General features: G+C 66.3%; 21 protein-coding genes. 12 read left to right on the forward strand and 9 right to left on the reverse strand.

Translation table 11 applies throughout. The features are described 5' to 3' along the window. The first annotated feature begins 115 nt into the window (after positions 1 to 115). The gene (locus tag ACO2Q5_RS01720; protein WP_423287822.1) at positions 116 to 613 is read left to right on the forward strand and encodes a Hint domain-containing protein; all 498 of its coding nucleotides are present in this window, start codon (positions 116 to 118) and stop codon (positions 611 to 613) included. A 179-nt stretch (positions 614 to 792) separates the two neighbouring features. Here the strand turns inward: ACO2Q5_RS01720 and ACO2Q5_RS01725 are convergent, their stop codons facing one another. Beyond that, positions 793 to 2,739 (reverse strand): NAD(P)H-hydrate epimerase, encoded by a 1,947-nt coding sequence (locus ACO2Q5_RS01725; RefSeq protein ID WP_423287824.1) that lies wholly within the window; start codon positions 2,737 to 2,739, stop codon positions 793 to 795. 174 nt (positions 2,740 to 2,913) lie between these two features. Between ACO2Q5_RS01725 and ACO2Q5_RS01730 the strand changes: the two genes are divergently transcribed. From ACO2Q5_RS01730 to ACO2Q5_RS01745, 4 genes are all read left to right on the forward strand, one after another. Then, positions 2,914 to 3,252: a P-II family nitrogen regulator gene (locus tag ACO2Q5_RS01730; protein ID WP_423287826.1), complete on the forward strand. Its 339-nt coding sequence runs from the start codon at positions 2,914 to 2,916 to the stop codon at positions 3,250 to 3,252. Positions 3,253 to 3,323: 71 nt separating this feature from the next. After that, complete coding sequence (gene glnA, locus ACO2Q5_RS01735) at positions 3,324 to 4,733, forward strand: type I glutamate--ammonia ligase (protein WP_423287828.1); 1,410 nt, start codon at positions 3,324 to 3,326, stop codon at positions 4,731 to 4,733. Between the two features lie 315 nt (positions 4,734 to 5,048). Continuing rightward, a complete protein-coding gene (locus ACO2Q5_RS01740; protein WP_423287830.1) occupies positions 5,049 to 5,831 on the forward strand; it encodes a heme-dependent oxidative N-demethylase family protein in 783 nt (260 codons plus the stop codon). Then, positions 5,828 to 6,415 carry an NAD(P)H-dependent oxidoreductase gene (locus tag ACO2Q5_RS01745; protein WP_423287832.1) on the forward strand — a complete coding sequence of 196 codons (588 nt, stop codon included), beginning with the start codon at positions 5,828 to 5,830 and terminating at the stop codon, positions 6,413 to 6,415. Before ACO2Q5_RS01740 ends, ACO2Q5_RS01745 begins: the two co-directional genes overlap by 4 nt. Here ACO2Q5_RS01745 and ACO2Q5_RS01750 read toward each other — a convergent pair whose 3' ends face one another. Continuing rightward, complete coding sequence (locus ACO2Q5_RS01750; protein ID WP_423287834.1) at positions 6,416 to 7,075, reverse strand: hypothetical protein; 660 nt, start codon at positions 7,073 to 7,075, stop codon at positions 6,416 to 6,418. A gap of 154 nt (positions 7,076 to 7,229) precedes the next feature. Beyond that, positions 7,230 to 7,811 carry a hypothetical protein gene (locus ACO2Q5_RS01755; protein ID WP_423287836.1) on the reverse strand — a complete coding sequence of 194 codons (582 nt, stop codon included), beginning with the start codon at positions 7,809 to 7,811 and terminating at the stop codon, positions 7,230 to 7,232. Positions 7,812 to 7,994: 183 nt separating this feature from the next. Here ACO2Q5_RS01755 and purB point away from each other — a divergent pair, with 183 nt between their 5' ends. The 6 genes from purB (at position 7,995) to ACO2Q5_RS01785 (ending at position 13,286) form a co-directional block, all read left to right on the forward strand. Beyond that, on the forward strand, positions 7,995 to 9,299 hold the full coding sequence (purB, locus tag ACO2Q5_RS01760) for an adenylosuccinate lyase (RefSeq protein WP_423287838.1): 1,305 nt from the start codon (positions 7,995 to 7,997) through the stop codon (positions 9,297 to 9,299). 158 nt (positions 9,300 to 9,457) lie between these two features. After that, positions 9,458 to 10,003 (forward strand): tetratricopeptide repeat protein, encoded by a 546-nt coding sequence (locus ACO2Q5_RS01765; RefSeq protein WP_423287840.1) that lies wholly within the window; start codon positions 9,458 to 9,460, stop codon positions 10,001 to 10,003. Positions 10,004 to 10,027: 24 nt separating this feature from the next. Beyond that, positions 10,028 to 10,177 (forward strand): hypothetical protein, encoded by a 150-nt coding sequence (locus ACO2Q5_RS01770; protein ID WP_423287842.1) that lies wholly within the window; start codon positions 10,028 to 10,030, stop codon positions 10,175 to 10,177. 98 nt (positions 10,178 to 10,275) lie between these two features. Beyond that, positions 10,276 to 11,379, forward strand: coding sequence for a flagellar motor switch protein FliG (locus ACO2Q5_RS01775; RefSeq protein WP_423287844.1), 1,104 nt, complete (start codon positions 10,276 to 10,278; stop codon positions 11,377 to 11,379). Between the two features lie 130 nt (positions 11,380 to 11,509). Continuing rightward, positions 11,510 to 12,376 (forward strand): DMT family transporter, encoded by an 867-nt coding sequence (locus ACO2Q5_RS01780; protein ID WP_423287846.1) that lies wholly within the window; start codon positions 11,510 to 11,512, stop codon positions 12,374 to 12,376. Positions 12,377 to 12,392: 16 nt separating this feature from the next. Continuing rightward, positions 12,393 to 13,286: a lysophospholipid acyltransferase family protein gene (locus ACO2Q5_RS01785; RefSeq protein ID WP_423287848.1), complete on the forward strand. Its 894-nt coding sequence runs from the start codon at positions 12,393 to 12,395 to the stop codon at positions 13,284 to 13,286. On the opposite strand, the gene ACO2Q5_RS01790 is transcribed toward ACO2Q5_RS01785, so the two are convergent. Continuing rightward, positions 13,283 to 13,978, reverse strand: a complete 696-nt coding sequence (locus tag ACO2Q5_RS01790; protein ID WP_423287850.1) for a DUF1223 domain-containing protein — start codon at positions 13,976 to 13,978, stop codon at positions 13,283 to 13,285. The genes ACO2Q5_RS01785 and ACO2Q5_RS01790 overlap by 4 nt on opposite strands. A gap of 267 nt (positions 13,979 to 14,245) precedes the next feature. On the opposite strand from ACO2Q5_RS01790, the gene acnA reads away from it, so the two are divergent. Continuing rightward, positions 14,246 to 16,999 carry an aconitate hydratase AcnA gene (gene acnA, locus ACO2Q5_RS01795; protein WP_423287852.1) on the forward strand — a complete coding sequence of 918 codons (2,754 nt, stop codon included), beginning with the start codon at positions 14,246 to 14,248 and terminating at the stop codon, positions 16,997 to 16,999. A 118-nt stretch (positions 17,000 to 17,117) separates the two neighbouring features. Here the strand turns inward: acnA and ACO2Q5_RS01800 are convergent, their stop codons facing one another. Genes ACO2Q5_RS01800 through ccmA form a run of 5 tightly spaced genes read right to left on the reverse strand, consistent with a single transcriptional unit; the run spans position 17,118 to position 19,876 of the window. Continuing rightward, complete coding sequence (locus ACO2Q5_RS01800; RefSeq protein ID WP_423287854.1) at positions 17,118 to 17,651, reverse strand: DsbE family thiol:disulfide interchange protein; 534 nt, start codon at positions 17,649 to 17,651, stop codon at positions 17,118 to 17,120. Then, positions 17,644 to 17,802: a heme exporter protein CcmD gene (gene ccmD, locus ACO2Q5_RS01805; protein ID WP_423287856.1), complete on the reverse strand. Its 159-nt coding sequence runs from the start codon at positions 17,800 to 17,802 to the stop codon at positions 17,644 to 17,646. Before ccmD ends, ACO2Q5_RS01800 begins: the two co-directional genes overlap by 8 nt. After that, the gene (locus ACO2Q5_RS01810) at positions 17,802 to 18,533 is read right to left on the reverse strand and encodes a heme ABC transporter permease (RefSeq protein WP_423287858.1); all 732 of its coding nucleotides are present in this window, start codon (positions 18,531 to 18,533) and stop codon (positions 17,802 to 17,804) included. The genes ccmD and ACO2Q5_RS01810 overlap by 1 nt, the downstream gene beginning before the upstream one ends. 51 nt (positions 18,534 to 18,584) lie before the next feature. Next, complete coding sequence (gene ccmB, locus ACO2Q5_RS01815; protein ID WP_423287860.1) at positions 18,585 to 19,241, reverse strand: heme exporter protein CcmB; 657 nt, start codon at positions 19,239 to 19,241, stop codon at positions 18,585 to 18,587. Next, entirely contained in the window at positions 19,238 to 19,876 is a 639-nt protein-coding gene (gene ccmA, locus ACO2Q5_RS01820) for a heme ABC exporter ATP-binding protein CcmA (protein ID WP_423287862.1), read from the reverse strand. The genes ccmB and ccmA overlap by 4 nt, the downstream gene beginning before the upstream one ends. Positions 19,877 to 19,918 lie beyond the last annotated feature (42 nt).

Raw genomic sequence — 19,918 nt, forward strand, 5'->3', positions numbered from 1 at the left:
TAATCCTGAACGATTTGGGCCGTTGGCCCGGAAAAGAGCTCGGGATGGGCACAATCCTGCCACAATTCGCCGAAAAGACTGTGGGACAGCAATGTGCACATGAAAGGGACCTGCCATGGGCGACCTGCGCGTATCGATCACGACGCTTGAGTCCGGCGCCAGCGCGGTCCTTCCGCTGACCGGGCCGCTGACCGGACTGGTCGCAGGCACCCCGATCCTGACCCTGGAGGGAGAGCTGCCGGTGCAGTTCCTGTCCCCCGGCGACCGGATCGTCACCCGCTCCGGCGCCCGCGTTCTGCGCGGGATCGAGGTCACCGTATTGCAGGAGGCCACGATGATCCGCGTCTCGGCCTCGGCCCTCGGCCCCGACCGGCCCGAGGATGACATGTTCGTCGCCCCTGCGCAGCCGCTTCTGGTGCGCGACTGGCGCGCACAGGCCATGTTCGGCCAGAATTCCGCCATGGTCGAGGCACAGCGCCTGACCGACGGCGAATATATCCGCCGCGAGACCGTCGCCGAAATCCGTCTGTTCACCCTGCGCTTCGACCGCGAGGAAGTGGTCTATGCCGGCGGGCTGGAACTGGCCTGTCCTCCGGCGACTGTCACCGCCTGAAACTGACATTACCGCGCCGCCCCCACGGCGTGAGGGCCGCCCACCCGATCCCGGGGGCGGCCCTTCTGCTTTGGCTGACCTTTCCCGGAAATCTTCGGGATGCCCTTTGAGGCGGTCTTTTCCGCTGCGTGAACAGGGGAGAGGGCCCTGCCCCGGGTTTCGCCCCCATCCGCCGCCAGCTACATGCCCATGGCCCGGAACACCTTCGGCAGTTCCTCGGGCAGATCCTCGGCAATCAGCCCCGGTCCGAAGGATCGCGCGCATTCCACATGCAGCCACGCCGCCGTGCAGGCCGCGTGGAACGGCGCAAAGCCCCGCGCCAGCAGCCCGGTAATAAACCCCGCCAGCACATCGCCGCTGCCCGCGGTGGCCAGCCACGGCGCTGCCCGCTCATAGGCGGCCGAATTGATCGCGCAGCGCCCGTCCGGCCCGGCGATCACCGTATCGGGCCCCTTGAAAAGCACCACGCAGCCCGCCCGCGCCGCCGCCTCCCGCGTGGCATCGACCTTGGAATAGGCAGGCCCCCTGGTGGCCGGCGCCGCCAGCTTTTCGGCAATATCCGGGAACAGCCGCGCGAATTCCCCCGCATGCGGGGTCAGCACGCAGCCCTGATGCAGCGCCCCCATCAGCGCAGGGGTGCGCGACAGCAGCGTCAGCGCATCGGCATCCAGCACCACATTCCGCCGCGCCACAGCAGCCCCCCGCCCCTCTCCCCTCCCCACGAGGGGGAGGGGAAGCTCCTCTACGGATTCTACAGCGACGGGCAGCTGACCATGAGTGGCCTCCTCCCCCGCGTCGGTCGGGGGATGAAGGCGCGCAGCAGAGGCCCCGGGCGCCTCATCCGAAAGCCCATCCGGCGCCGCCCGAATGTCCGTCAACGGCCGATCCCCGCGCCTCCCCTCCCCCGCGTGGAGAGGGGCCGGGGATGGGGGCAGCACGCCAAGCGCCGCCGCCAGCAGCCCCGCCTCCCGCACGCCGGTGCCCATGCCCGGCCCCAGACATAGCGCGTTGATCCGCCGGTCCTCCAGCACCGCGGCCAGCGCCGCCCCGTCCGCCACCGCGCGCAGCATCACCGCATCCAGCCGCGCGGCGTTCTCCGGGATGGCGCCCGGAGGACAGCCTACAGTCACCACACCCGCCCCGATCCTCAGGCTTCCCCGCGCTGCCAACCGCGCCGCCCCGCCCCGACCGGAGGGGCCGGAGAGGACGAGCGCGTGGCCGTGGGTGTATTTGTGTGGGGAAGGCAGGTTCTCCCCAAAGATACGTGACTTATCGTGAACCCGTCGCGCCGTCGCGCGCGTTGTCAGCGACAAGATGCGCGGGTCTCCCGGATCACCGGCATTTCGCTGGCGACGTGGGACAAACCGCTCAAGTCCTATATCCACTGTTACCAATCGCGCATCAGAACGTGAGAGCCTGTCCAGCCAATGACCCTGTCGAGGCCTTTGAAATGTCACCACCAGTTGCGGCGACGGCGCATCAAAGGCCTCGGGATCTTCCGCCGCAAGATAGCGTCCGCTGTCGGCGCAGTAGCCCGAGGGCAGGTCGATGGAAACATCCGCCCCCCTTGCCATCGTGCGAACGAACTCCCACGCCTCGCCGGTCAAAGGTCGCTTCAAGCCAGTGCCAAACACCGCATCTATGATTAGTCCCGGCTCTTTCCAGAAATCTGCCTTGCGCAGCTGATAGGGCGAGACCTCCCCCATCCCCACCCACCGCTGATAATTCACCCGCGCATCCGGCGGCATCTTCTCCGGGTCGCCATACAGAAACACCTCCACCGCCCAACCCAATTCCTTCAACAGACGCGCGACCACGAAGCCGTCGCCGCCGTTGTTCCCCGGCCCGCACAGGACGACCGCGCGCCTGCCCCGTTCCTCTTGATCCAAATACTCCGGGGGTGGGTCCGTCGGTTCGCCATCGGTCCGAGAACCGATGGACCCGGGCGCAGTAGACGGGGGCAGAGCCCCCTCTTCGCCCGCAGCCGCAAGTTCCGGCCATTCCTCGAAGATCGCCTCGACCACGCCCCGCCCGGCGCGTTCCATCAGTTCCAGCCCGGTCACCCGCCCGCTGGCGATGGCCGCCGCCTCCACCGCCCGCATCTGCGCCGCCGTCAGCAGTTCCATTTCAATTCCGCCCAATTCATTCGCACATAGCCCAATTATTGGGCGCAATCGCGTATTTTTCTGGCAGAATACAGTGATTTCCGCCAACCTGCCCCGCATCTCGCAGCATGGCACATTGTTCCCGACCCGGGGAAGTGGTCGATGGGAACTCGATGGAAACGGGGGAGTCGGCCCATGAAAAAGATCGAGGCGATCATCAAGCCCTTCAAGCTGGATGAGGTGAAGGAAGCCCTGCAAGAGGCGGGGATTCAGGGCCTCTCGGTCACGGAAGTGAAGGGGTTCGGTCGCCAGAAGGGCCATACCGAACTCTACCGCGGCGCCGAATATGTCGTTGATTTCCTGCCCAAGGTGAAGATCGAGGTCGTCCTGTCGGATGACATGGTCGATACCGCCGTCGAGGCCATCATTTCCGCCGCGCGCACCGACAAGATCGGCGACGGCAAGATTTTCGTCTCCCCTGTCGAACAGGCGATCCGCATCCGCACCGGCGAGTCCGGCGACGACGCGATCTGAGCTTATCCGGGGTCCCCGGCCCGGGAGAAGCCGGCACCCCTTCCACTCCACCCTCAACGAAAGGCAGTCAGATGAGCGCCGTTGCCAAGGCTCTGAAACTGATCAAGGACGAGGAGGTCGAATATGTCGACGTCCGCTTCACCGACCCGAAAGGCAAGCTCCAGCACGTGACGCTGGTGGTGGACCTTGTCGATGAAGACTTCTTCGAAGAAGGCTTCATGTTCGACGGCTCCTCCATCGCCGGCTGGAAGTCGATCGACCAGTCCGACATGAAGCTGATCCCCGACGCCACCTCGGTCTATATCGACCCGTTCTATGCCGAAAAGACGCTCTGCGTGCATTGCGACGTGGTCGAGCCGGACACCGGCGAAGCCTATGACCGCTGCCCGCGCCAGATCGCCAAGAAGGCCGAAGCCTATCTGAAGTCGAGCGGGATCGGCGACACCGCCTATTTCGGCCCCGAAGCCGAATTCTTCATCTTCGACGACGTGCGCTATTCGGTCACCCCGGCCAAGGTCTCCTACCAGATCGACGCCGATGCGGCCGCATGGAACACCGACACCGAATATGAGGGCGGCAACCTCGCCCATCGCGCCGGCCACAAGGGCGGCTACTTCCCGGTGAACCCGATCGACGAAGCGCAGGACCTGCGCGGCGAGATGCTGAGCACCATGAAGCGCATGGGCATCAAGGTCGACAAGCACCACCACGAAGTGGCGACCTGCCAGCACGAGCTGGGCATGATCTTCGGTGGTCTGGTCGAACAGGCCGACAACATCCAGAAGTACAAATACGTCATCCACAACGTGGCCCATGCCTATGGCAAGACGGTCACCTTCATGCCGAAGCCCATGAAGGGCGACAACGGCTCGGGGATGCACGTCAACATGTCGATCTGGAAGGGCGGCAAGCCGCTGTTCGCAGGCGACAAATACGCTGACCTGTCGCAAGAGGCCCTGTGGTTCATCGGCGGCATCCTGAAGCATGCCAAGGCGCTGAACGCGCTGACCAACCCGTCGACCAACAGCTACAAGCGCCTGATCCCGGGCTTTGAAGCACCGGTCCTGCGCGCGTATTCCGCCCGCAACCGCTCGGGCTGCGTCCGTATTCCGTGGACCGAATCGCCCAAGGCCAAGCGCGTGGAAGCCCGCTTCCCTGACCCCTCGGCCAACCCCTATCTGGCCTTCGCGGCCCTGATGATGGCGGGTCTGGACGGCATCAAGAACAAGATCGACCCGGGCCCGGCTTCGGACAAGGACCTGTATGATCTGCCGCCCGAAGAACTGGCGGAAATCCCGACCGTCTGCGGCTCCCTGCGCGAAGCGCTGGAAGAGCTGGAGAAGGACATGGACTTCCTGCTGGCGGGCGACGTGTTCACCAAGCCGCAGCTGGATGCCTATATCGGTCTGAAGTGGGAAGAAGTGTACGCTTACGAGCATACGCCCCACCCGATCGAATATGCGATGTACTACTCGGTCTGATCCTGCGGGACAGACGGAAAGGGCGGCCCGAAAGGGCCGCCCTTTTGCATATCGGCACCCCATGCACGCGCGCCGCAGCCGTTTCTCAAGGCGCGGCTTGCGCCGCATTCCTTTTGCCTCGTCGTCGCGCGGACGCGCTCCTCCTCAGGGGCGCTCCGCGCTGGGATATTTGGACAAAGTGGAACGGGCTTTTCCACTTTGTCCAAATATCCGAACGAACCGAGCCGGTTGGCCGAAGGCCAGAGGCGAGACAAGAGGAATGCGGCGGCAGCCGCGCCTTGAGAAGCGGCGGCGCGGCGGGATAGGATGGGCGCCATGCAAGAGCCTGTGTTCCAGTCCCGCCTGCCGTTCCTGCCCTGGATGGATCCGCGCACCGCGCGCCTGCCCGGCATCCTGCCGGTCGAGGCCGAGGACTGGCTGCGGGTGGACGATGCCTTTGCCGGGCAGATGGCATTGCGCGACCGGCTGATCGCCGGATCTGCCGCACAGGTGCATGCGCTTTTGCCACAAGGCCAAGCGGCGGCGGAAGAATTGCTGGCGCGGGTCCTGTCGGAACTGGCGCGGGTGCCGGACTATGCGGTCGGCGCGGGCATGGTCCGGCGGCCCGACGGGGTGAAGGTGGCGCTGGACCCCGGCCGGCCGCTTCTGACGCTGGGGCGGCTGGTGCAGGAGGATCTGTGCCTCTTGCAGGAGGACGGGACGGAGCATGTGCTTACCGGGGCGATCCTGTGTTTTCCGGCCTCCTGGACTTTGGCGCAGAAGATCGGGCGGCCGCTTCTGGCGATCCACGCCCCGGTGCCCGCCTATGATGCGGGGCTGGCCCGACGGGTGCAGCGCCTGTTCGATGCGATCCGTCCGGAGCAGCCGCTGTGGCGGATGAATTATCTGACCTATGACGACCCGACCCTGCACCAGCCCAGACGTGAGGGGGAACGGCGGCCGCGGCCAGAGGGCCATGTCTTTGTCCGGTGTGAGCGTCAGGTGCTGCTGCGCCTGCCGCAAACCCGGGCGGTGGTGTTCTCGATCCACACCTATGTGGTGAAATCCGACACGCTGACCGCGGATGAACTGTCCCGTCTGCGCGAGGCCGTGGCGTGACACGGTGCCTGATCGTCACCGCCCATCCCTTGCGCGAAAGCCTGTGCCACCATCTGGCGGAGGGGGTCGAGGCGGTGGCCCGGGCCCGTGGCTGGACCGTCACCCGGCGTGATCTGGCGCAGGGTTTCGATCCGCGACTGACCGCGGAAGAGCGGGCGGGCTATTACAGCGGCTTTGCCGGCGGTGCGGGCGACGAAATGGCGGAGCTTGCCGCGGCCGAGGTGCTGGTTCTGGTCTTCCCGACCTGGTGGTTCGGCTTTCCCGCCGTGCTGAAGGGCTGGTTCGACCGGGTCTGGGCGCCGGGCCTGGCCTATGACCATTCCCCCGGTTTCGGGCCGATGATCCCGCGGCTGTCCGGCCTGCGGCATGTGGTGGCCGTGACCACGATGGGGGCGCCCGGTTGGATCGACCGGCTGGTGATGCGGCGGCCGCTGCGCCGCGCGCTGCGGTGGGGCATCGTGAAACCCTGCGCGCCTGCCGCGCGGTTGGACTGGCTGGCGCTGTATCGAGCCGAAAGTTTGTCGCCTGACCGGCTGACCGCGTTCCAGACGCGGATCCAACGCGCCATTGCGCGTATCGGCTGATCAGACCTCGCGCAGGTCGCGGCCGTCCAGATGCGCCAGCGTGGCACGCACGGCTCCCCAGGGCAGGGCCATGAGAAGAAGCCCGTGGCCGAGAAGCCAGCCCGCGCCGGTCAGCAGGCGGCGGGGTGCGGGCGGCGCCGGGTCTGGCGCGGTCGGAGGCCGGACAGCCGAGAGGTCGGGTGCCGGAACAGCCGGGCCTTCCTGCGCCTCTTCGGCGATCAGGGCGCGCAGCGCCGCAAGATCTGGCTCTGCCGGTGCCTGCGGGCGGCGGGGCGTGACCCTGCGAGGAGGTGCGGCAGCGGCGGATTGCACGGGGCGCAGGGGCAGCGGCGGGGGCCCAGCGACCTCGGGCGGTGGCAGAATGGTCCGGGCGGCGCAGTCCAGCAGAGCTGCGCCCCAGAGGACCGCGGTCCCCACCTTTCGATGCGGCGGCAGATAGCGCCCTGTGCGCCCCAGACGCGCCGGAGGCACCCGCCAGCGGCCGGCCGTCACCTGAGCGCCAAAGCCCGCGGCGGAGCTTGCACAGCGGGCCGTGACGCCCGCCATAGACTGCCGGGCAAGACGGAGCGCCGCACGCAGGAAGGTGCGCGGTTCGGGCAGCGGATGTTGGCGGCCTTCGGCCCAGAGCGCGGGCCGCGGAGATTTGGGGCGTCGGGTCATGGCGGTCACGGCGGCGGAAATATCTGCGCAACCTGACCAGCAAATGGGGCCGCGACGTGACGGGAGGGCGGCCGGGGACGGTCATTTCCGCCGCCTCGACGCAAAATCGGGCGGGGATCAATCCGGCGGCCCGGCCCAAGGGCCGCGGCCGGGGTCAGGAGCTGTGCAAAGCGGCGCGGGCCGCGGCCATGAGCGGCCCCCGCATCGCAACGCCCGAGGTCAGCCGCAGGCTCTCCAGCCCGATCAGCGCGGCATAGAACGCCTCGGCCCGCTGCCGGGCCAGCGCGAGGGTCTGCCCTGCCCCGGCCAGAAGCGCGGTCAGATCCTCAAGCCGCCGCACATCGACCCGCCGCACCGCCATGCAGGCCGCGGGATCGACACGCGCCCAGTCCCGCATCGCGGGTTCCAGCGCCGGCCCCTCTCCGGTCGCCTCCGCCTCGGTCAGGAGCGAAGCGCGTTCCGCCAGCGCCAGCAGGCGGTCTTCGGCAGAGGCATCGCGCTGTGCGGCGGTGCGGGCGAAGCTCTGCCCCGCAACCTCGGCCCAGCTGTGTTGCATCAGCAGATGAAACGCGCGCAGATCATTGAAGTGAGAGTAAAATCCGCCCGGTTCCACCCCCAGATCGGCGGCAAGGGGTTCGACCCGCACGAAGGCCGGGCCACGCAGGGACAACAGGCGGAAACCGCCCGCGATCCAGTCGGCGCGGACGGGGGTCATCAGTCTGATCGGCACGTTCATGGCATTCTCCCACGGCAGGGCTGACATTCGCCCATCTGTGCCGCGACGGGTTAACCGCCGGATAACGACCGGGTTCCCGGCAAGGGATTTTTTGTGTTTCCCGCGCAGCCCGCCCGTTCCGCTTGCACCCTTCGCCCCTTCGCCCTATGGACCCGCCAACCCCCGCTGCCAGAGGTTTCCCCGATGATCCCGCGCTATTCCCGCCCCGAGATGGTTTCGATCTGGTCGCCCGAGACCAAGTTCCGCATCTGGTACGAGATCGAGGCCCATGCCTGCGACGCGCAGGCCGAACTGGGCGTAATCCCCAAGGCCAATGCCGAGGCGGTCTGGCGCGCGAAGGATGTGGAATTCGACGTGGCCCGGATTGATGAGATCGAGGCCGTGACGAAGCATGACGTCATCGCCTTCCTGACCCATCTGGCCGAACATATCGGGGCCGAGGATGCGCGCTTTGTCCATCAGGGCATGACCTCGTCCGACGTCTTGGACACCACGCTGAACATCCAGCTGGTCCGGGCGGCGGATATCCTGCTGAAGGATATGGACCGGGTGCTGGCCGCGCTGAAGACCCGCGCCTATGAGCACAAGGACACCGTCCGCATCGGCCGCAGCCACGGCATCCATGCTGAGCCGACCACGATGGGCCTGACCTTCGCCCGCTTCTATGCCGAGATGGACCGGGGCCGGAAGCGTCTGGAAGCCGCGCGTGAGGAGATCCGCACCGGCGCCATATCGGGCGCGGTCGGCACCTTCGCCAACATCGACCCGCGGGTTGAGGAATATGTCTGCGAAAAGCTGGGACTGATCCCCGAGCCCGTCTCGACCCAGGTCATCCCGCGCGACCGGCATGCGATGTTCTTTGCCACTTTGGGCGTCATCGCCAGCAGCATCGAGAATATCGCCATCGAAATCCGCCACATGCAGCGGACCGAGGTGCTGGAGGCCGAAGAATTCTTCTCGCCCGGCCAGAAGGGCAGCAGCGCCATGCCGCACAAGCGCAACCCCGTGCTGACCGAAAACCTGACCGGCCTTGCCCGGCTGGTGCGGATGGCCGTGGTGCCTGCGCTGGAAAACGTGGCGCTGTGGCATGAGCGCGACATCAGCCATTCCAGCGTGGAACGCGCCATCGGCCCCGATGCCACCGTGACGCTGGATTTCGCGCTGAACCGGCTGGCCGGCGTGGTCGAAAAGCTGGTGATCTACCCCGAAAACATGCTGCGCAACATGAACAAGTTCAAAGGGCTGGTCATGTCGCAGCGCGTTCTTCTGGCGCTGACGCAGGCGGGCGTCTCGCGCGAAGACAGCTATCGTCTGGTCCAGCGCAACGCCATGAAGGTCTGGGAACAGGGTGCCGATTTCAAGACCGAACTGCTGGCCGATCCGGAGGTGACCGCCGCTTTGTCGCCCGCCGAGATCGAGGAGAAGTTCGATCTGGGCTATCACACCAAGCACGTCGACACGATCTTCCGCCGCGTCTTCGGCGCCTGATCCGCGTGGCCTGTTCCCGCGGGAACAGCGCGCGGCATCGCCTCTCGGCAAAGTGATCCCCGCAGGCCGCCGGTCTGCGGGGTTTTTCGTGCCCCGCCGGTGATCCTGCATGAAATGCAACCGTATTCCTGCTATCATCCCCGGATCGGAGGTCCGCCATGCGCATTGTCCCTCGTCTGCTCCCCGCCCTTTTCGCCGCTGTCCTGCCCTTTGCCGCCTTTGCGGTCGGCAGTGACGACACCCAGCCGCCCGCCCCGACCGAGACCACCACGAAATGTGACAAAGGTCTGATCTGGGACGAAAAGACCAAGGCCTGCGTCGCGCCGCAAGAATCGCGTCTGGACGATGACACACGCTTTGGCGCCGTGCGCGAACTGGCGTATGCTGGCCGCTATGATGAGGCGATGACCGTGCTGTCCGCCATGACAGAGGGCGACAGCGACCGCGTCCTGACCTACCGCGGCTTCATCCTGCGCAAGTCCGGCCATGTCGAGGATGGCATCGCCGCCTATGAGGCCGCGCTGGCCAAGAACCCCGGCAATATCCTGACCCACAGCTATTATGGGCAGCTTCTGGTCGAGATGAACGAACTGGACGCCGCCCGCGCCCATCTGGCCGCGATCCGCAATCATGGCGGCACCGGCACCTGGGCCGAACTCGCCCTGGCCCGCGCCATCGACACGGGGCTGACCTACACTTTCTGACCTCTCAGACCGGAAAGGATGCCGATGAAGACTCGTCTGTGGTTCGCCGCGCTGGCGGCGCTGGCCCTGCCCTCGCTGGTGCTGGCCGAGGAATGCCCGTCGAAAACCACCTGTGCCGAGGGGATGGTCTGGGATCTGACCAAGGCGCAGTGCGTGCTGAAGCCGACCAGTTAGGCATTGGCATCCAGGCTTTGGCGGGCTGACGGAAAGGCGGCGTTAACCTGCACCTGTCAGGGTCCGGGGCATGAGGTCTCCAGTAAGAGGAGGATGATTTGCCCCCGGACGCCCTGCCTCTTGCCCGGGTCACGCCCGCCCGGCGTGCCACGGTTGCTGCAGCACCGCCACCTGTCGCCGCCCCGCAGCCTGCACCGCGCAAGCTGAACCCGCGGCAGAAGGCGGCGGTGATCGTGCGCTTTCTGATGGCCGAAGGTGCCCGCCTGCCGCTGTCGGACCTGCCCGAACAGGTTCAGGCGGCGCTGGCCGAACAGATGGCGGCGCTGCGGCTGATCGACCGGGCCACGCTGGATCATGTTGTCGGCGAATTCGTATCCGAACTGGAATCGGTCGGTCTGGCCTTTCCCGGCGGCATCGAAGGCGCCCTGTCGATCATGGACGGCCATATCTCGCAATCCGCGGCCAGCCGTCTGCGCCGCAAGGCGGGCGTTTCCGCCAAGGGCGATCCGTGGGACCGGCTGACCGCCCTGCCGCCGGACCGCCTGCTGCCGGTGATTGATGCCGAATCGGTCGAGGTGGCCGCCGTCATCCTGTCGAAACTGCCCGTCGCCCGCGCGGCGGACCTGCTGGGCCTGATGCCCGGGGAACGCGCGCGGCGGATTGCCTTTGCCGTCTCGCAGACCGGCAATATCGACCCCGAAACCGTGCGCCGCATCGGCGCCGCCATCCTGTGCCAGATCGACAACCAACCCGCCCGCGCCTTTGACCGCGGGCCGGAGGAGCGGGTGGGCGCGATCCTGAACGTCTCGCCGGCCACCACCCGGGACGAAGTTCTGCGCGGGCTGGAGGCTGAGGATGCGGGCTTTGCCGAAAAGGTGCGCAAGGCGATTTTCACCTTCGCCCATATCGCGCAGCGCCTGCTGCCGCGCGACGTGCCCAAAGTGGTGCGGCTGGTGGATCAGCCGGTTCTGGTGACCGCGCTGGCCCATGCCCGGAGCCAGCCCGCGCTGGATGCCTCGGCCGAATTCCTTCTGGCCAATATGTCGCAACGCCTGTCACAGGCCCTGCGCGAAGATGTGGCCGAGCGCGGCCGGGTGCGCGAAAAGGATGGCGAGGCGGCGCTGAACGCGGTGATCGGCGCCATCCGCGGGTTGGAAGCCGCCGGCGAAATCGCATTGATCCAGCCCGAGGAGGACGGCTGACCGCAGCCTCGGGATGATGGTTGCGTCCCTGCCCCGAAGGCCTGCCTGAAGGGGCGGCCTGACGGCGCCAAAGGCGGCCGGACCGGCAGCCCCCTTGCAGGCTGCGCCGGGGAGGCGTAGCGAAGGATGCATGATCCACGTCCAGAACACCGCCCGCGGCATCGGCCTGATGATCGCCGCCATCCTGATCTTCACCGTGATGGATGCCACCGCAAAACACCTTGTCGGCCGCTATCATCCCGCGCAGGTGGTCTGGGTCCGCTTTCTGGGCCAGTTTCTGCTGGCGCTGGCCATCATCAACATCCGTGCCCCCGCGCTGATCCGCACCACCTCACCCGGGCTGCATGTGGTGCGCGGGCTGTTTCAGATCGGGGCGATCGGCATGTTCTTCCTGTCGTTGCAGCATATCGGACTGGCCGAGGCGACGGCGATCTCGGACATCAGCCCGGTTCTGATCACGCTCGGGGCCGCGCTGTTTCTGGGCGAAAAGCTTGGCCCCCGCAGGCTGGTCGGGATTCTGGTCGCGCTGGTGGGGGCATTGATCATCATCCGTCCCGGCGCCGGCACCTTCAGCGCATGGGCCGTGCTGCCGTTTCTGGGCGCCTGCTGCTATACCGGCAATGCGCTTCTGACCCGCAAGCTTGGCCGGAATGAACCGGTCTGGACCGCCATGATCTGGGGCGGAATGGTCGGCACCGTGGTGACGGCGCTGGCGCTGCCTGCGGTCTGGACGCCCGTCGCGCTGGCCGATCTGCCGTTCTTCCTGCTGATCGGGGTCCTTGGCACGGCGGCGCAGCTGTGCCTGATCCGCAGCTTTTCCATGGCCGAAGCCTCGGCCGTCGCCCCCTTCACCTATCTGGGCATCGTCTTTGCCACGATCTGGGGCATTGTCCTTTACGACGAATGGCCGGATCTCTGGACGATCCTGGGCGCCCTTGTCGTCGTGGGGGCGGGACTTTATGTCTGGCACCGCGAGACGCAGGCCCGCCGGGCCTGACCCGAAGGCAGGGCATATGACCCAAGAGACGCACAAAAGCCGCCGGCACTGGCTGCAGAACCTGATGTTCCGCACGATCATCGGCGGACTTCTGTGGCTGCCCTATCGTTGGCGGGTGCCGCTGGCGGGCTGGGTCGTGTCGCGGGTGGTGGCCCCCTTGGCAGGCTATTCCCGGCGCATCCGTGACAATCTGGCCCTGATCCTGCCCGACCTGCCCAGAGATGAGGTGCGCCGCATCATCCGCGCGGTGCCCGACAATGTGGGCCGCACCCTGATCGAGATCTATTCCGGCCCCGATTTCGTAGAGCGCGCCGCCCGCCTGCCCCTGCAGGGCGAGGGCGTGGCCGCGCTGGAGGCGGCGAAGGCCGCGAAACGCCCGGTGATTCTGGTCACGGCGCATTTCGGCAATTACGATGCGACGCGGGCCGCGCTGATCGCGCGGGGCTATCCGGTCGGCGCGCTGTATATGGAAATGTCGAACCGCGCCTTCAACGACCATTACGTGCAGGCGATCAGCCGGATCGGCACGCCCCTGTTCCCGCGCGGGCGCAAGGGGCTGGCCGATATGGTGCGCTTTCTGCGCGGCGGCGGCATGCTGGGCATGCTGGTCGATCAGCACATGAAAAGCGGCGAACTCTTGGGCTTCTTCGGGCATGAGGCGCTGACCGCGCTGTCGGCGGCGGAGCTGGCGCTGAAATACGATGCGTTGCTGGTGCCCACCTATGCCGTGCGCCAGCCCGATGGCCTGTCCTTCGAGGTGATCGTGGAGGCGCCGGTCCCGCCCGGCTCTGCCACCGAGATGACACAGGCGCTGAACGACAGTCTTGAGGCGCTGGTGCGCCGCCATCTGGATCAGTGGTTCTGGATTCACCGCCGCTGGAAGGGCGGCGGCAAGCGGATCACTGATTAATCGGCGCGCGCCGCGGCCAGTATGGCCGAGGGTCCGGGGTTCTGCACGATGACCACCGCGGGTTCATCGCCCGGCGCGGCGGCGGTGATGTCCAGCCGATCATGCCCGGACCATTCGCCAAGGATATCCCAGCTGGTCACCACATTGCGGTAGGTGATTTCCTTGCCCGCATTCTCGCCCCGTTCGATGGCGACGGTCTGCTCCGGCAGATAGCGCACCAGCTGCACGCGCACCGGCTCGGTCAGGGGCGGGTCGGCATCGGCCACGATGGTCAGCGTATCGCCCTTGCGGGTGACGGTCAGCGTGACCTGCTGCGCCTCGCTGAAATGCTCGGCCAGACGGCTGGCAGTCTCTTCGGGGGCAAAGCCTTCGATCCGGTCCTTGCCGTCGATGATGAACTGCGGGGTATAGATGGTGCGGCTGCCTATTGCGCGGGCATAGGCCTTCTGCCGGTCGGTGAAGCGGGGATTGGCGAAGCTGTCCTCCCAGCCGATGTAATCCCAGTAATCGACATGCAGAGAGAGCGGAATCACCCGCGGATCGGTGGTCAGCTTGGCGAAATATTCGTCGGCAGGCGGACAGGACACGCAGCCCTGCGAGGTGTAAAGCTCTACCACCACAACATTTTCAGCCTGGGCCGCGCTGGCGCATGCCATCGCTAGGCCGCAGGCGGCGCTGACCATTTGTCGCATCGTCGATTACCCAGGTCCCCTGATCCGGTGCATCGCTTATAGAAAGCCCGGGGTGGCGCGGCCAATCAAGGTTTTGCGAGTGCCTGCAATCCGCCTTATCCTGTGGCATGCGTGCCGGACTTTGCCCGGGAATCCTGAAAACCCGCCGAGAAAGGGGCTGGATTTTCGGCATACAATTGCATACAAACCCAGCGACTCCCGGGGTCCACCTTCCCGTCCCCCGGCCGCAGCCACCGATGCCACGTCCTGAGCCCAAGGAGCCGAGACATGACCGTCACCGTCGGACATGACAGCCAAAAAACCCGCAAGACCCTGACCGCCGGCGGACAAACCGTCAGCTATTACTCGATCCCCGCCGCCGAGGCCGCGGGCCTGGGCGAATTCTCGCGCCTGCCCGCCTCGCTGAAGGTGGTCCTGGAGAATATGCTGCGGTTCGAGGACGGCAAGACCGTCTCGGTCGATGACATCAAGGCCTTTTCGGACTGGGGCAAGATGGGCGGCAAGAACCCCATCGAAATCGCCTATCGTCCGGCCCGCGTGCTGATGCAGGACTTCACCGGCGTGCCCGCCGTGGTGGACCTTGCCGCAATGCGCGACGGCATTCTGGGTCTGGGCGGCGATGCCCAGAAGATCAACCCGCTGAACCCGGTCGACCTTGTGATCGACCACTCGGTCATGATCGACGAATTCGGCAACCCGCGCGCCTTCCAGATGAACGTCGATCTGGAATACGAACGGAACATGGAACGCTATGTCTTCCTGAAATGGGGCCAGAAGGCGTTCAACAACTTCCGCGTGGTGCCGCCCGGCACCGGCATCTGCCACCAGGTGAACCTGGAATATCTGGCACAGACGGTCTGGACCGACACCGACCAGAACGGTGATCTGGTCGCCTACCCCGACACGCTGGTTGGCACCGACAGCCACACCACCATGGTCAACGGTCTGGCCGTTCTGGGCTGGGGCGTCGGCGGGATCGAGGCTGAGGCGGCGATGCTGGGCCAGCCGGTTTCCATGCTGATCCCCGAAGTCGTGGGCTTCAAGCTGACCGGCCGCATGGTCGAAGGCACCACCGCGACCGACCTTGTGCTGAAGGTCGTGGCGATGCTGCGCAAGCATGGCGTGGTGAACAAGTTCGTCGAATTCTACGGCGAGGGGCTGGATCACCTGCCGCTGGCCGACCGTGCCACCATCGCCAACATGGCCCCGGAATATGGTGCGACCTGCGGCTTCTTCCCGATCGACAACGAGACCCTGCGCTATCTGCGCAACACCGGCCGCGAAGAATCCCGCATCGCGCTGGTCGAGGCCTATGCCAAGGAAAACGGCTTCTGGCGCGGCCCGGACTATTCGCCGATCTACACCTCCACGCTGGAACTGGACATGGGCACCATCGTGCCCGCGATCTCGGGTCCGAAGCGCCCGCAGGACTATCTGCCGCTGACCGATGCCGCCCGCAAATTCTATGAGGTCGTGGCCGGCTACCGTGGCGTGGACATGTCCAAGGACGCGGCCGAGATGGTCGAAGAAGGTGGCGGCGTGGTTGCGGCCCCGGTCGATTGCCGCAAGACCGTGCCGGTCGAAGGCAAGGATTACACGATCACCGACGGCTCTGTCGTGATCGCGGCGATCACCTCCTGCACCAATACCTCGAACCCCTATGTGATGATCGGGGCCGGTCTGGTGGCGCGCAAGGCGCGCGCGCTTGGCCTGAACCGCAAGCCCTGGGTCAAGACCTCGCTCGCCCCCGGGTCGCAGGTCGTGGGCGCCTATCTGGAGGCCGCGGGCCTGCAGGAAGACCTGGACGCCATCGGCTTCAACCTTGTGGGTTACGGCTGCACCACCTGCATCGGCAACTCGGGGCCGCTCGGCGATCCGGCGATCTCGAAGGCGATCAACGAAAACGATCTGGTGGCCACCGCTGTCCTGTCGGGCAACCGCAACTTCGAAGGCCGGATCTCGCCGGACGTGCGGGCGAACTTCCTCGCCTCGCCGCCGCTGGTCGTGGCCTATGCCATCGCAGGCAGCCTGAACATCAACCTGACCAAGGACCCGATCGGCCAAACGCCGGACGGCAAGGATGTGTTCCTGAAGGACATCTGGCCGACTTCGAAGGAAGTCGCGGATCTGGTCGAAGCGACCGTGACCCGCGAAGCCTTCCAGTCGAAATATGCCGATGTGTTCAAGGGCGACGAAAAGTGGCAGGCGGTCGAGGTCACCGACAGCGAGACCTATGACTGGCCGCCCAGCTCGACCTATATCCAGAACCCGCCCTATTTCCAGGGCATGGGCAAGGATGCGGGCGTGATCAAGGACATCGAGGGCGCCCGCGTTCTGGCAATCCTGGGCGACATGATCACCACCGACCACATCAGCCCCGCCGGTTCCTTCAAGGCCACCACCCCGGCCGGCAAATACCTGACTGAACGTCAGGTGCCGGTGCGCGACTTCAACTCCTACGGCTCGCGCCGCGGGAACCATGAGGTCATGATGCGAGGCACCTTCGCCAATATCCGCATCAAGAACGAGATGCTGGACGGCGTCGAAGGCGGCTACACCAAGGGGCCGGACGGCGAACAGACCTCGATCTTCGACGCCTCGATGGCCTATCAGGATCAGGGCACCCCGCTGGTGATCTTTGGCGGCGTGGAATATGGCGCCGGCTCCTCGCGCGACTGGGCCGCGAAGGGCACCGCCCTTCTGGGCGTGAAAGCCGTGATCGCCGAGTCGTTCGAGCGGATCCACCGCTCCAACCTCGTCGGCATGGGCGTCATCCCGTTCGAGTTCCTGCCGGGCGAAAACCGCAAGTCGCTGGGTCTGAAGGGCGACGAGGTGGTCTCCATCGCCGGGCTGGCGGGCGATCTGAAGCCCCTGTCGCTGGTGCCCTGCACCATCACCTATGCCGACGGCACGGTGAAGACGATCCAGATCAAGTGCCGCATCGATACCGCCATCGAGATCGAATATGTCGAGAACGGCGGCGTGCTGCACTATGTGCTGCGGAATCTGGCCAAGGCCTGATCCCCTGCCCCAGAATGCGAAAGGCCCCGGAGCAATCCGGGGCCTTTTGCTTTGCAGGCGACCGGGCATGAAAAAGCCCCGGCGGCAAACCGGGGCCGTTTCAGTCTGTCCGACCGGCTTACTTCAGCGCCGCCTCAAGCGCGGGCACGAAGCGTGTCTCATAGTCCGTGCCCACCAGCGGCCCGGTGAAGCGGAAGAGCACGGTGCCGTCGCCATCGACGATAAAGGTCTCTGGCGGGGCGGTGACGCCCCATTCCACCCGGTCACGGCCATTCGGATCGGTGGCCAGCGCGAAGAACGGATTGCCCTCCTCGGCCAGATAGCCCGTGGCATCCGCCTCCTTGTCCATGATGTTGACCCCCGCCACGCGGATGCCATCGGCAGCCATCTGCTTCAGGACCGGATGTTCGGCCCGGCAGGGCGGGCACCAGCTGGCCCAGAAATTGACCACCGTCACCTCGCCCTTGCGCAGGTCGGCATCGGTCAGCTGGGCCATGCCGGGCAGCGTGGTCGCCGGCAGCGCAGGCGCCGCCTTGCCGATGAAGACCGAGGGCAGCTCTCCCGGATTGGTCCGCTGCATCCCCAGCCAGAACATTGCCGCCAGCCCGGCGAAGATCACCGGCGGCAGCGCCATCATCCAGCGGTTAGCCATCGCTGCGCTCCATTCTTGCTTCAACCTCGGCCAGCGCACGGCGAATGCGCCCGCGCCGCCACCATGTGACCGCGACCAGCACCGCGATCAGCGCCGCCGTCGCGGCATAGGAACCGAGGACAGCCCCGGCATATTTCCCCAGATCGGGCATCATGCCATCCTTTCCCGCGTTAAAAGCGCAGCCAGCCGCCGCGCGCGGATCTCCGTCCGGGTGCGGACCAGCACCATGGTCACGAAAAGCAGCACAAAACCCGCAATGCAGACCACCAGCGGCAGGTAATAGGCGGCGTCCAGCGGGTCTTTTTCGCCCACCTTCAGGATGGTGGAATCCTGATGCAGCCCCTGATTCCAGAACTTGACCGCATAGCGGCTGAGCACGGCGAAGACCGACCCCACAAGGCACAGAACCGAAGTCAGATCGGCCGCGGTATCGGGATTCTCGACCGCAGACCACAGCGCCATATAGCCCAGATAGAACAGGCCCAGGATCAGGAAAGAGGTCAGCCGCGGGTCCCAGGCCCACCAGGTGCCCCACATCGGCTGTCCCCACAGCGCGCCCGTCACCAGCGCGATGGCGGTGAAGGTCAGACCGACCGGCGCCGCCGCCTTTGCGGCCAGCGCGCTGACATGGTGGCGGCGGATGATCCAGATCAGGCTGGCCACCAGCATCATCGCCCAGGCGTTGATCGCCATCATGGCGGCAGGGACATGGATGAAGATGATCTTCACCGTCGATCCCTGCTTGTAATCGTCGGGGGTGAAGAAAAAGCCCCAGATCAGCCCCACCCCAAGGCAAAGGACCGTGGCCGCCAGCACCCAGGGCAGCACGGCGCCGCTGGTCTGCATGAATTTCTTCGGATTGGCATATTCCCAGATCGACATGGTTCTTCGCTGTTCCGGTGGGCGTGAAGGCCCGTTCCTATCATAATGCGGCTAGCGCAGGTTGATGCGGATTGCCGCAGCCGCCGCAAAGGGCAGAAGCGCCGCCGCCCCTGCCGTGATCGCCGCCATCAGCGCCAGCGGCGTGGCCAGCGCCTGCCCTTCCATGCCCCGCCGCACAACCTCGGCCCCGAAGATCAGCGTGGGCACATAAAGCGGCAGCACCAGCAGCGACAACAAAAGCCCCCCGCGTTTCACCCCCACCACCAGCGCCGCGCCAAAGGCGCCGATCACCGACAGCGCGGGCGTCCCCGCCAGAAGCGAGACGACCAGCCACAGATAGCCCGGTTGCGGCAGGTTGAGAAGCACGCCCAGCACAGGTGACACGAGCGTGAGCGGCAGCCCCGTCACCATCCAATGCGCCAAGGCCTTGACCGCAACCGCCCCCTCCAGCGGCAGGGGCGCCGTGGCCAGAAGATCCAGCGAGCCGTCCTCGAAATCCAGCGCAAACAGGCGGTCCAGCGACAGAAGGCAGGCCAGAAGCGCGCCGACCCACAGGATGCCGGGGGCGATCTTCGCCAGCGTGCCGCCCTCCGGCCCCACACCAAGGGGAACCAGCACGGCGATCAGCAGAAAGAAAGCAAGGCCAAGGCCAAAGCCGCCACCCGCCCGGAAGGCCAGCCGCAGATCGCGGATCAGAAGCGCGGTCATGACAGCGCCCCGGCAAAGGGATCGTCCAGACCCGGCAACGCGGGTTGGCCGCGGCTGACGAAGGGGGCAAGCTCCAGCAACGAAGCCTCGGGCAGCCCAAGGTCGATATGGGTGGCGATCACCGCCAGCCCGCCCGCCGCCAGATGCGCCCGCACCACCCCCGCGAACAAGGCGACCGAGGCCGCGTCCAGCGAAACCGTGGGTTCGTCCAGCAGCCAGACCGGTCGCCCGGTGACCAGAAGCCGCGCAAGGCCAAGGCGGCGCTTCTGCCCGGCCGACAGATCCGCCGCGCGGCGGGTCCGCAGCGCGGTCAGGTTCATCGCGGCCAGCGCCGCCTCTACCGCATCACGGCCCAGCCCGTGGATCGCAGCCCAGAAACCAAGGTTCTCCTCCGCCGTCAGCACCGCCTTCAGCCCGTCGGAATGGCTGGCATAGGCCAGACTTTCGGGCGGGGCCGAAATCTCGCCCGCCAGCTGCGGCTGCAATCCGGCCAGGGTGCGCAGCAAAGTGGTCTTGCCCACGCCATTAGGCCCGCGCAAAACCAGCGCCTGCCCGGGCGCCAGCGCAAAGCCAAGGCCGCGCAGCACCACCAGCCCGCCCCGGGCCACGGCAAGATCTGTCACCTTCAGTTCCATGCCCTGCCTTTAGCGCGCATCACGCCGCGAAGGTTTGATCTG

It is taken from the genome of Neotabrizicola sp. VNH66 (genome assembly GCF_049445895.1).
Classification (GTDB): domain Bacteria; phylum Pseudomonadota; class Alphaproteobacteria; order Rhodobacterales; family Rhodobacteraceae; genus Pseudogemmobacter.

What these genes read in the sequence shown, in the direction of transcription:
- ACO2Q5_RS01720 (WP_423287822.1), top strand. Translation starts at nt 116, where the DNA reads ATGGGCGACCTGCGCGTATCGATCACGACGCTTGAGTCCGGCGCCAGC.
- ACO2Q5_RS01725 (WP_423287824.1), bottom strand. Translation starts at nt 2,739, where the DNA reads ATGGAACTGCTGACGGCGGCGCAGATGCGGGCGGTGGAGGCGGCGGCC.
- ACO2Q5_RS01730 (WP_423287826.1), top strand. Translation starts at nt 2,914, where the DNA reads ATGAAAAAGATCGAGGCGATCATCAAGCCCTTCAAGCTGGATGAGGTG.
- glnA (WP_423287828.1), top strand. Translation starts at nt 3,324, where the DNA reads ATGAGCGCCGTTGCCAAGGCTCTGAAACTGATCAAGGACGAGGAGGTC.
- ACO2Q5_RS01740 (WP_423287830.1), top strand. Translation starts at nt 5,049, where the DNA reads ATGCAAGAGCCTGTGTTCCAGTCCCGCCTGCCGTTCCTGCCCTGGATG.
- ACO2Q5_RS01750 (WP_423287834.1), bottom strand. Translation starts at nt 7,075, where the DNA reads ATGACCCGACGCCCCAAATCTCCGCGGCCCGCGCTCTGGGCCGAAGGC.
- ACO2Q5_RS01755 (WP_423287836.1), bottom strand. Translation starts at nt 7,811, where the DNA reads ATGAACGTGCCGATCAGACTGATGACCCCCGTCCGCGCCGACTGGATC.
- purB (WP_423287838.1), top strand. Translation starts at nt 7,995, where the DNA reads ATGATCCCGCGCTATTCCCGCCCCGAGATGGTTTCGATCTGGTCGCCC.
- ACO2Q5_RS01765 (WP_423287840.1), top strand. Translation starts at nt 9,458, where the DNA reads ATGCGCATTGTCCCTCGTCTGCTCCCCGCCCTTTTCGCCGCTGTCCTG.
- ACO2Q5_RS01770 (WP_423287842.1), top strand. Translation starts at nt 10,028, where the DNA reads ATGAAGACTCGTCTGTGGTTCGCCGCGCTGGCGGCGCTGGCCCTGCCC.
- ACO2Q5_RS01780 (WP_423287846.1), top strand. Translation starts at nt 11,510, where the DNA reads ATGATCCACGTCCAGAACACCGCCCGCGGCATCGGCCTGATGATCGCC.
- ACO2Q5_RS01785 (WP_423287848.1), top strand. Translation starts at nt 12,393, where the DNA reads ATGACCCAAGAGACGCACAAAAGCCGCCGGCACTGGCTGCAGAACCTG.
- ACO2Q5_RS01790 (WP_423287850.1), bottom strand. Translation starts at nt 13,978, where the DNA reads ATGCGACAAATGGTCAGCGCCGCCTGCGGCCTAGCGATGGCATGCGCC.
- acnA (WP_423287852.1), top strand. Translation starts at nt 14,246, where the DNA reads ATGACCGTCACCGTCGGACATGACAGCCAAAAAACCCGCAAGACCCTG.
- ACO2Q5_RS01800 (WP_423287854.1), bottom strand. Translation starts at nt 17,651, where the DNA reads ATGGCTAACCGCTGGATGATGGCGCTGCCGCCGGTGATCTTCGCCGGG.
- ccmD (WP_423287856.1), bottom strand. Translation starts at nt 17,802, where the DNA reads ATGCCCGATCTGGGGAAATATGCCGGGGCTGTCCTCGGTTCCTATGCC.
- ACO2Q5_RS01810 (WP_423287858.1), bottom strand. Translation starts at nt 18,533, where the DNA reads ATGTCGATCTGGGAATATGCCAATCCGAAGAAATTCATGCAGACCAGC.
- ccmB (WP_423287860.1), bottom strand. Translation starts at nt 19,241, where the DNA reads ATGACCGCGCTTCTGATCCGCGATCTGCGGCTGGCCTTCCGGGCGGGT.
- ccmA (WP_423287862.1), bottom strand. Translation starts at nt 19,876, where the DNA reads ATGGAACTGAAGGTGACAGATCTTGCCGTGGCCCGGGGCGGGCTGGTG.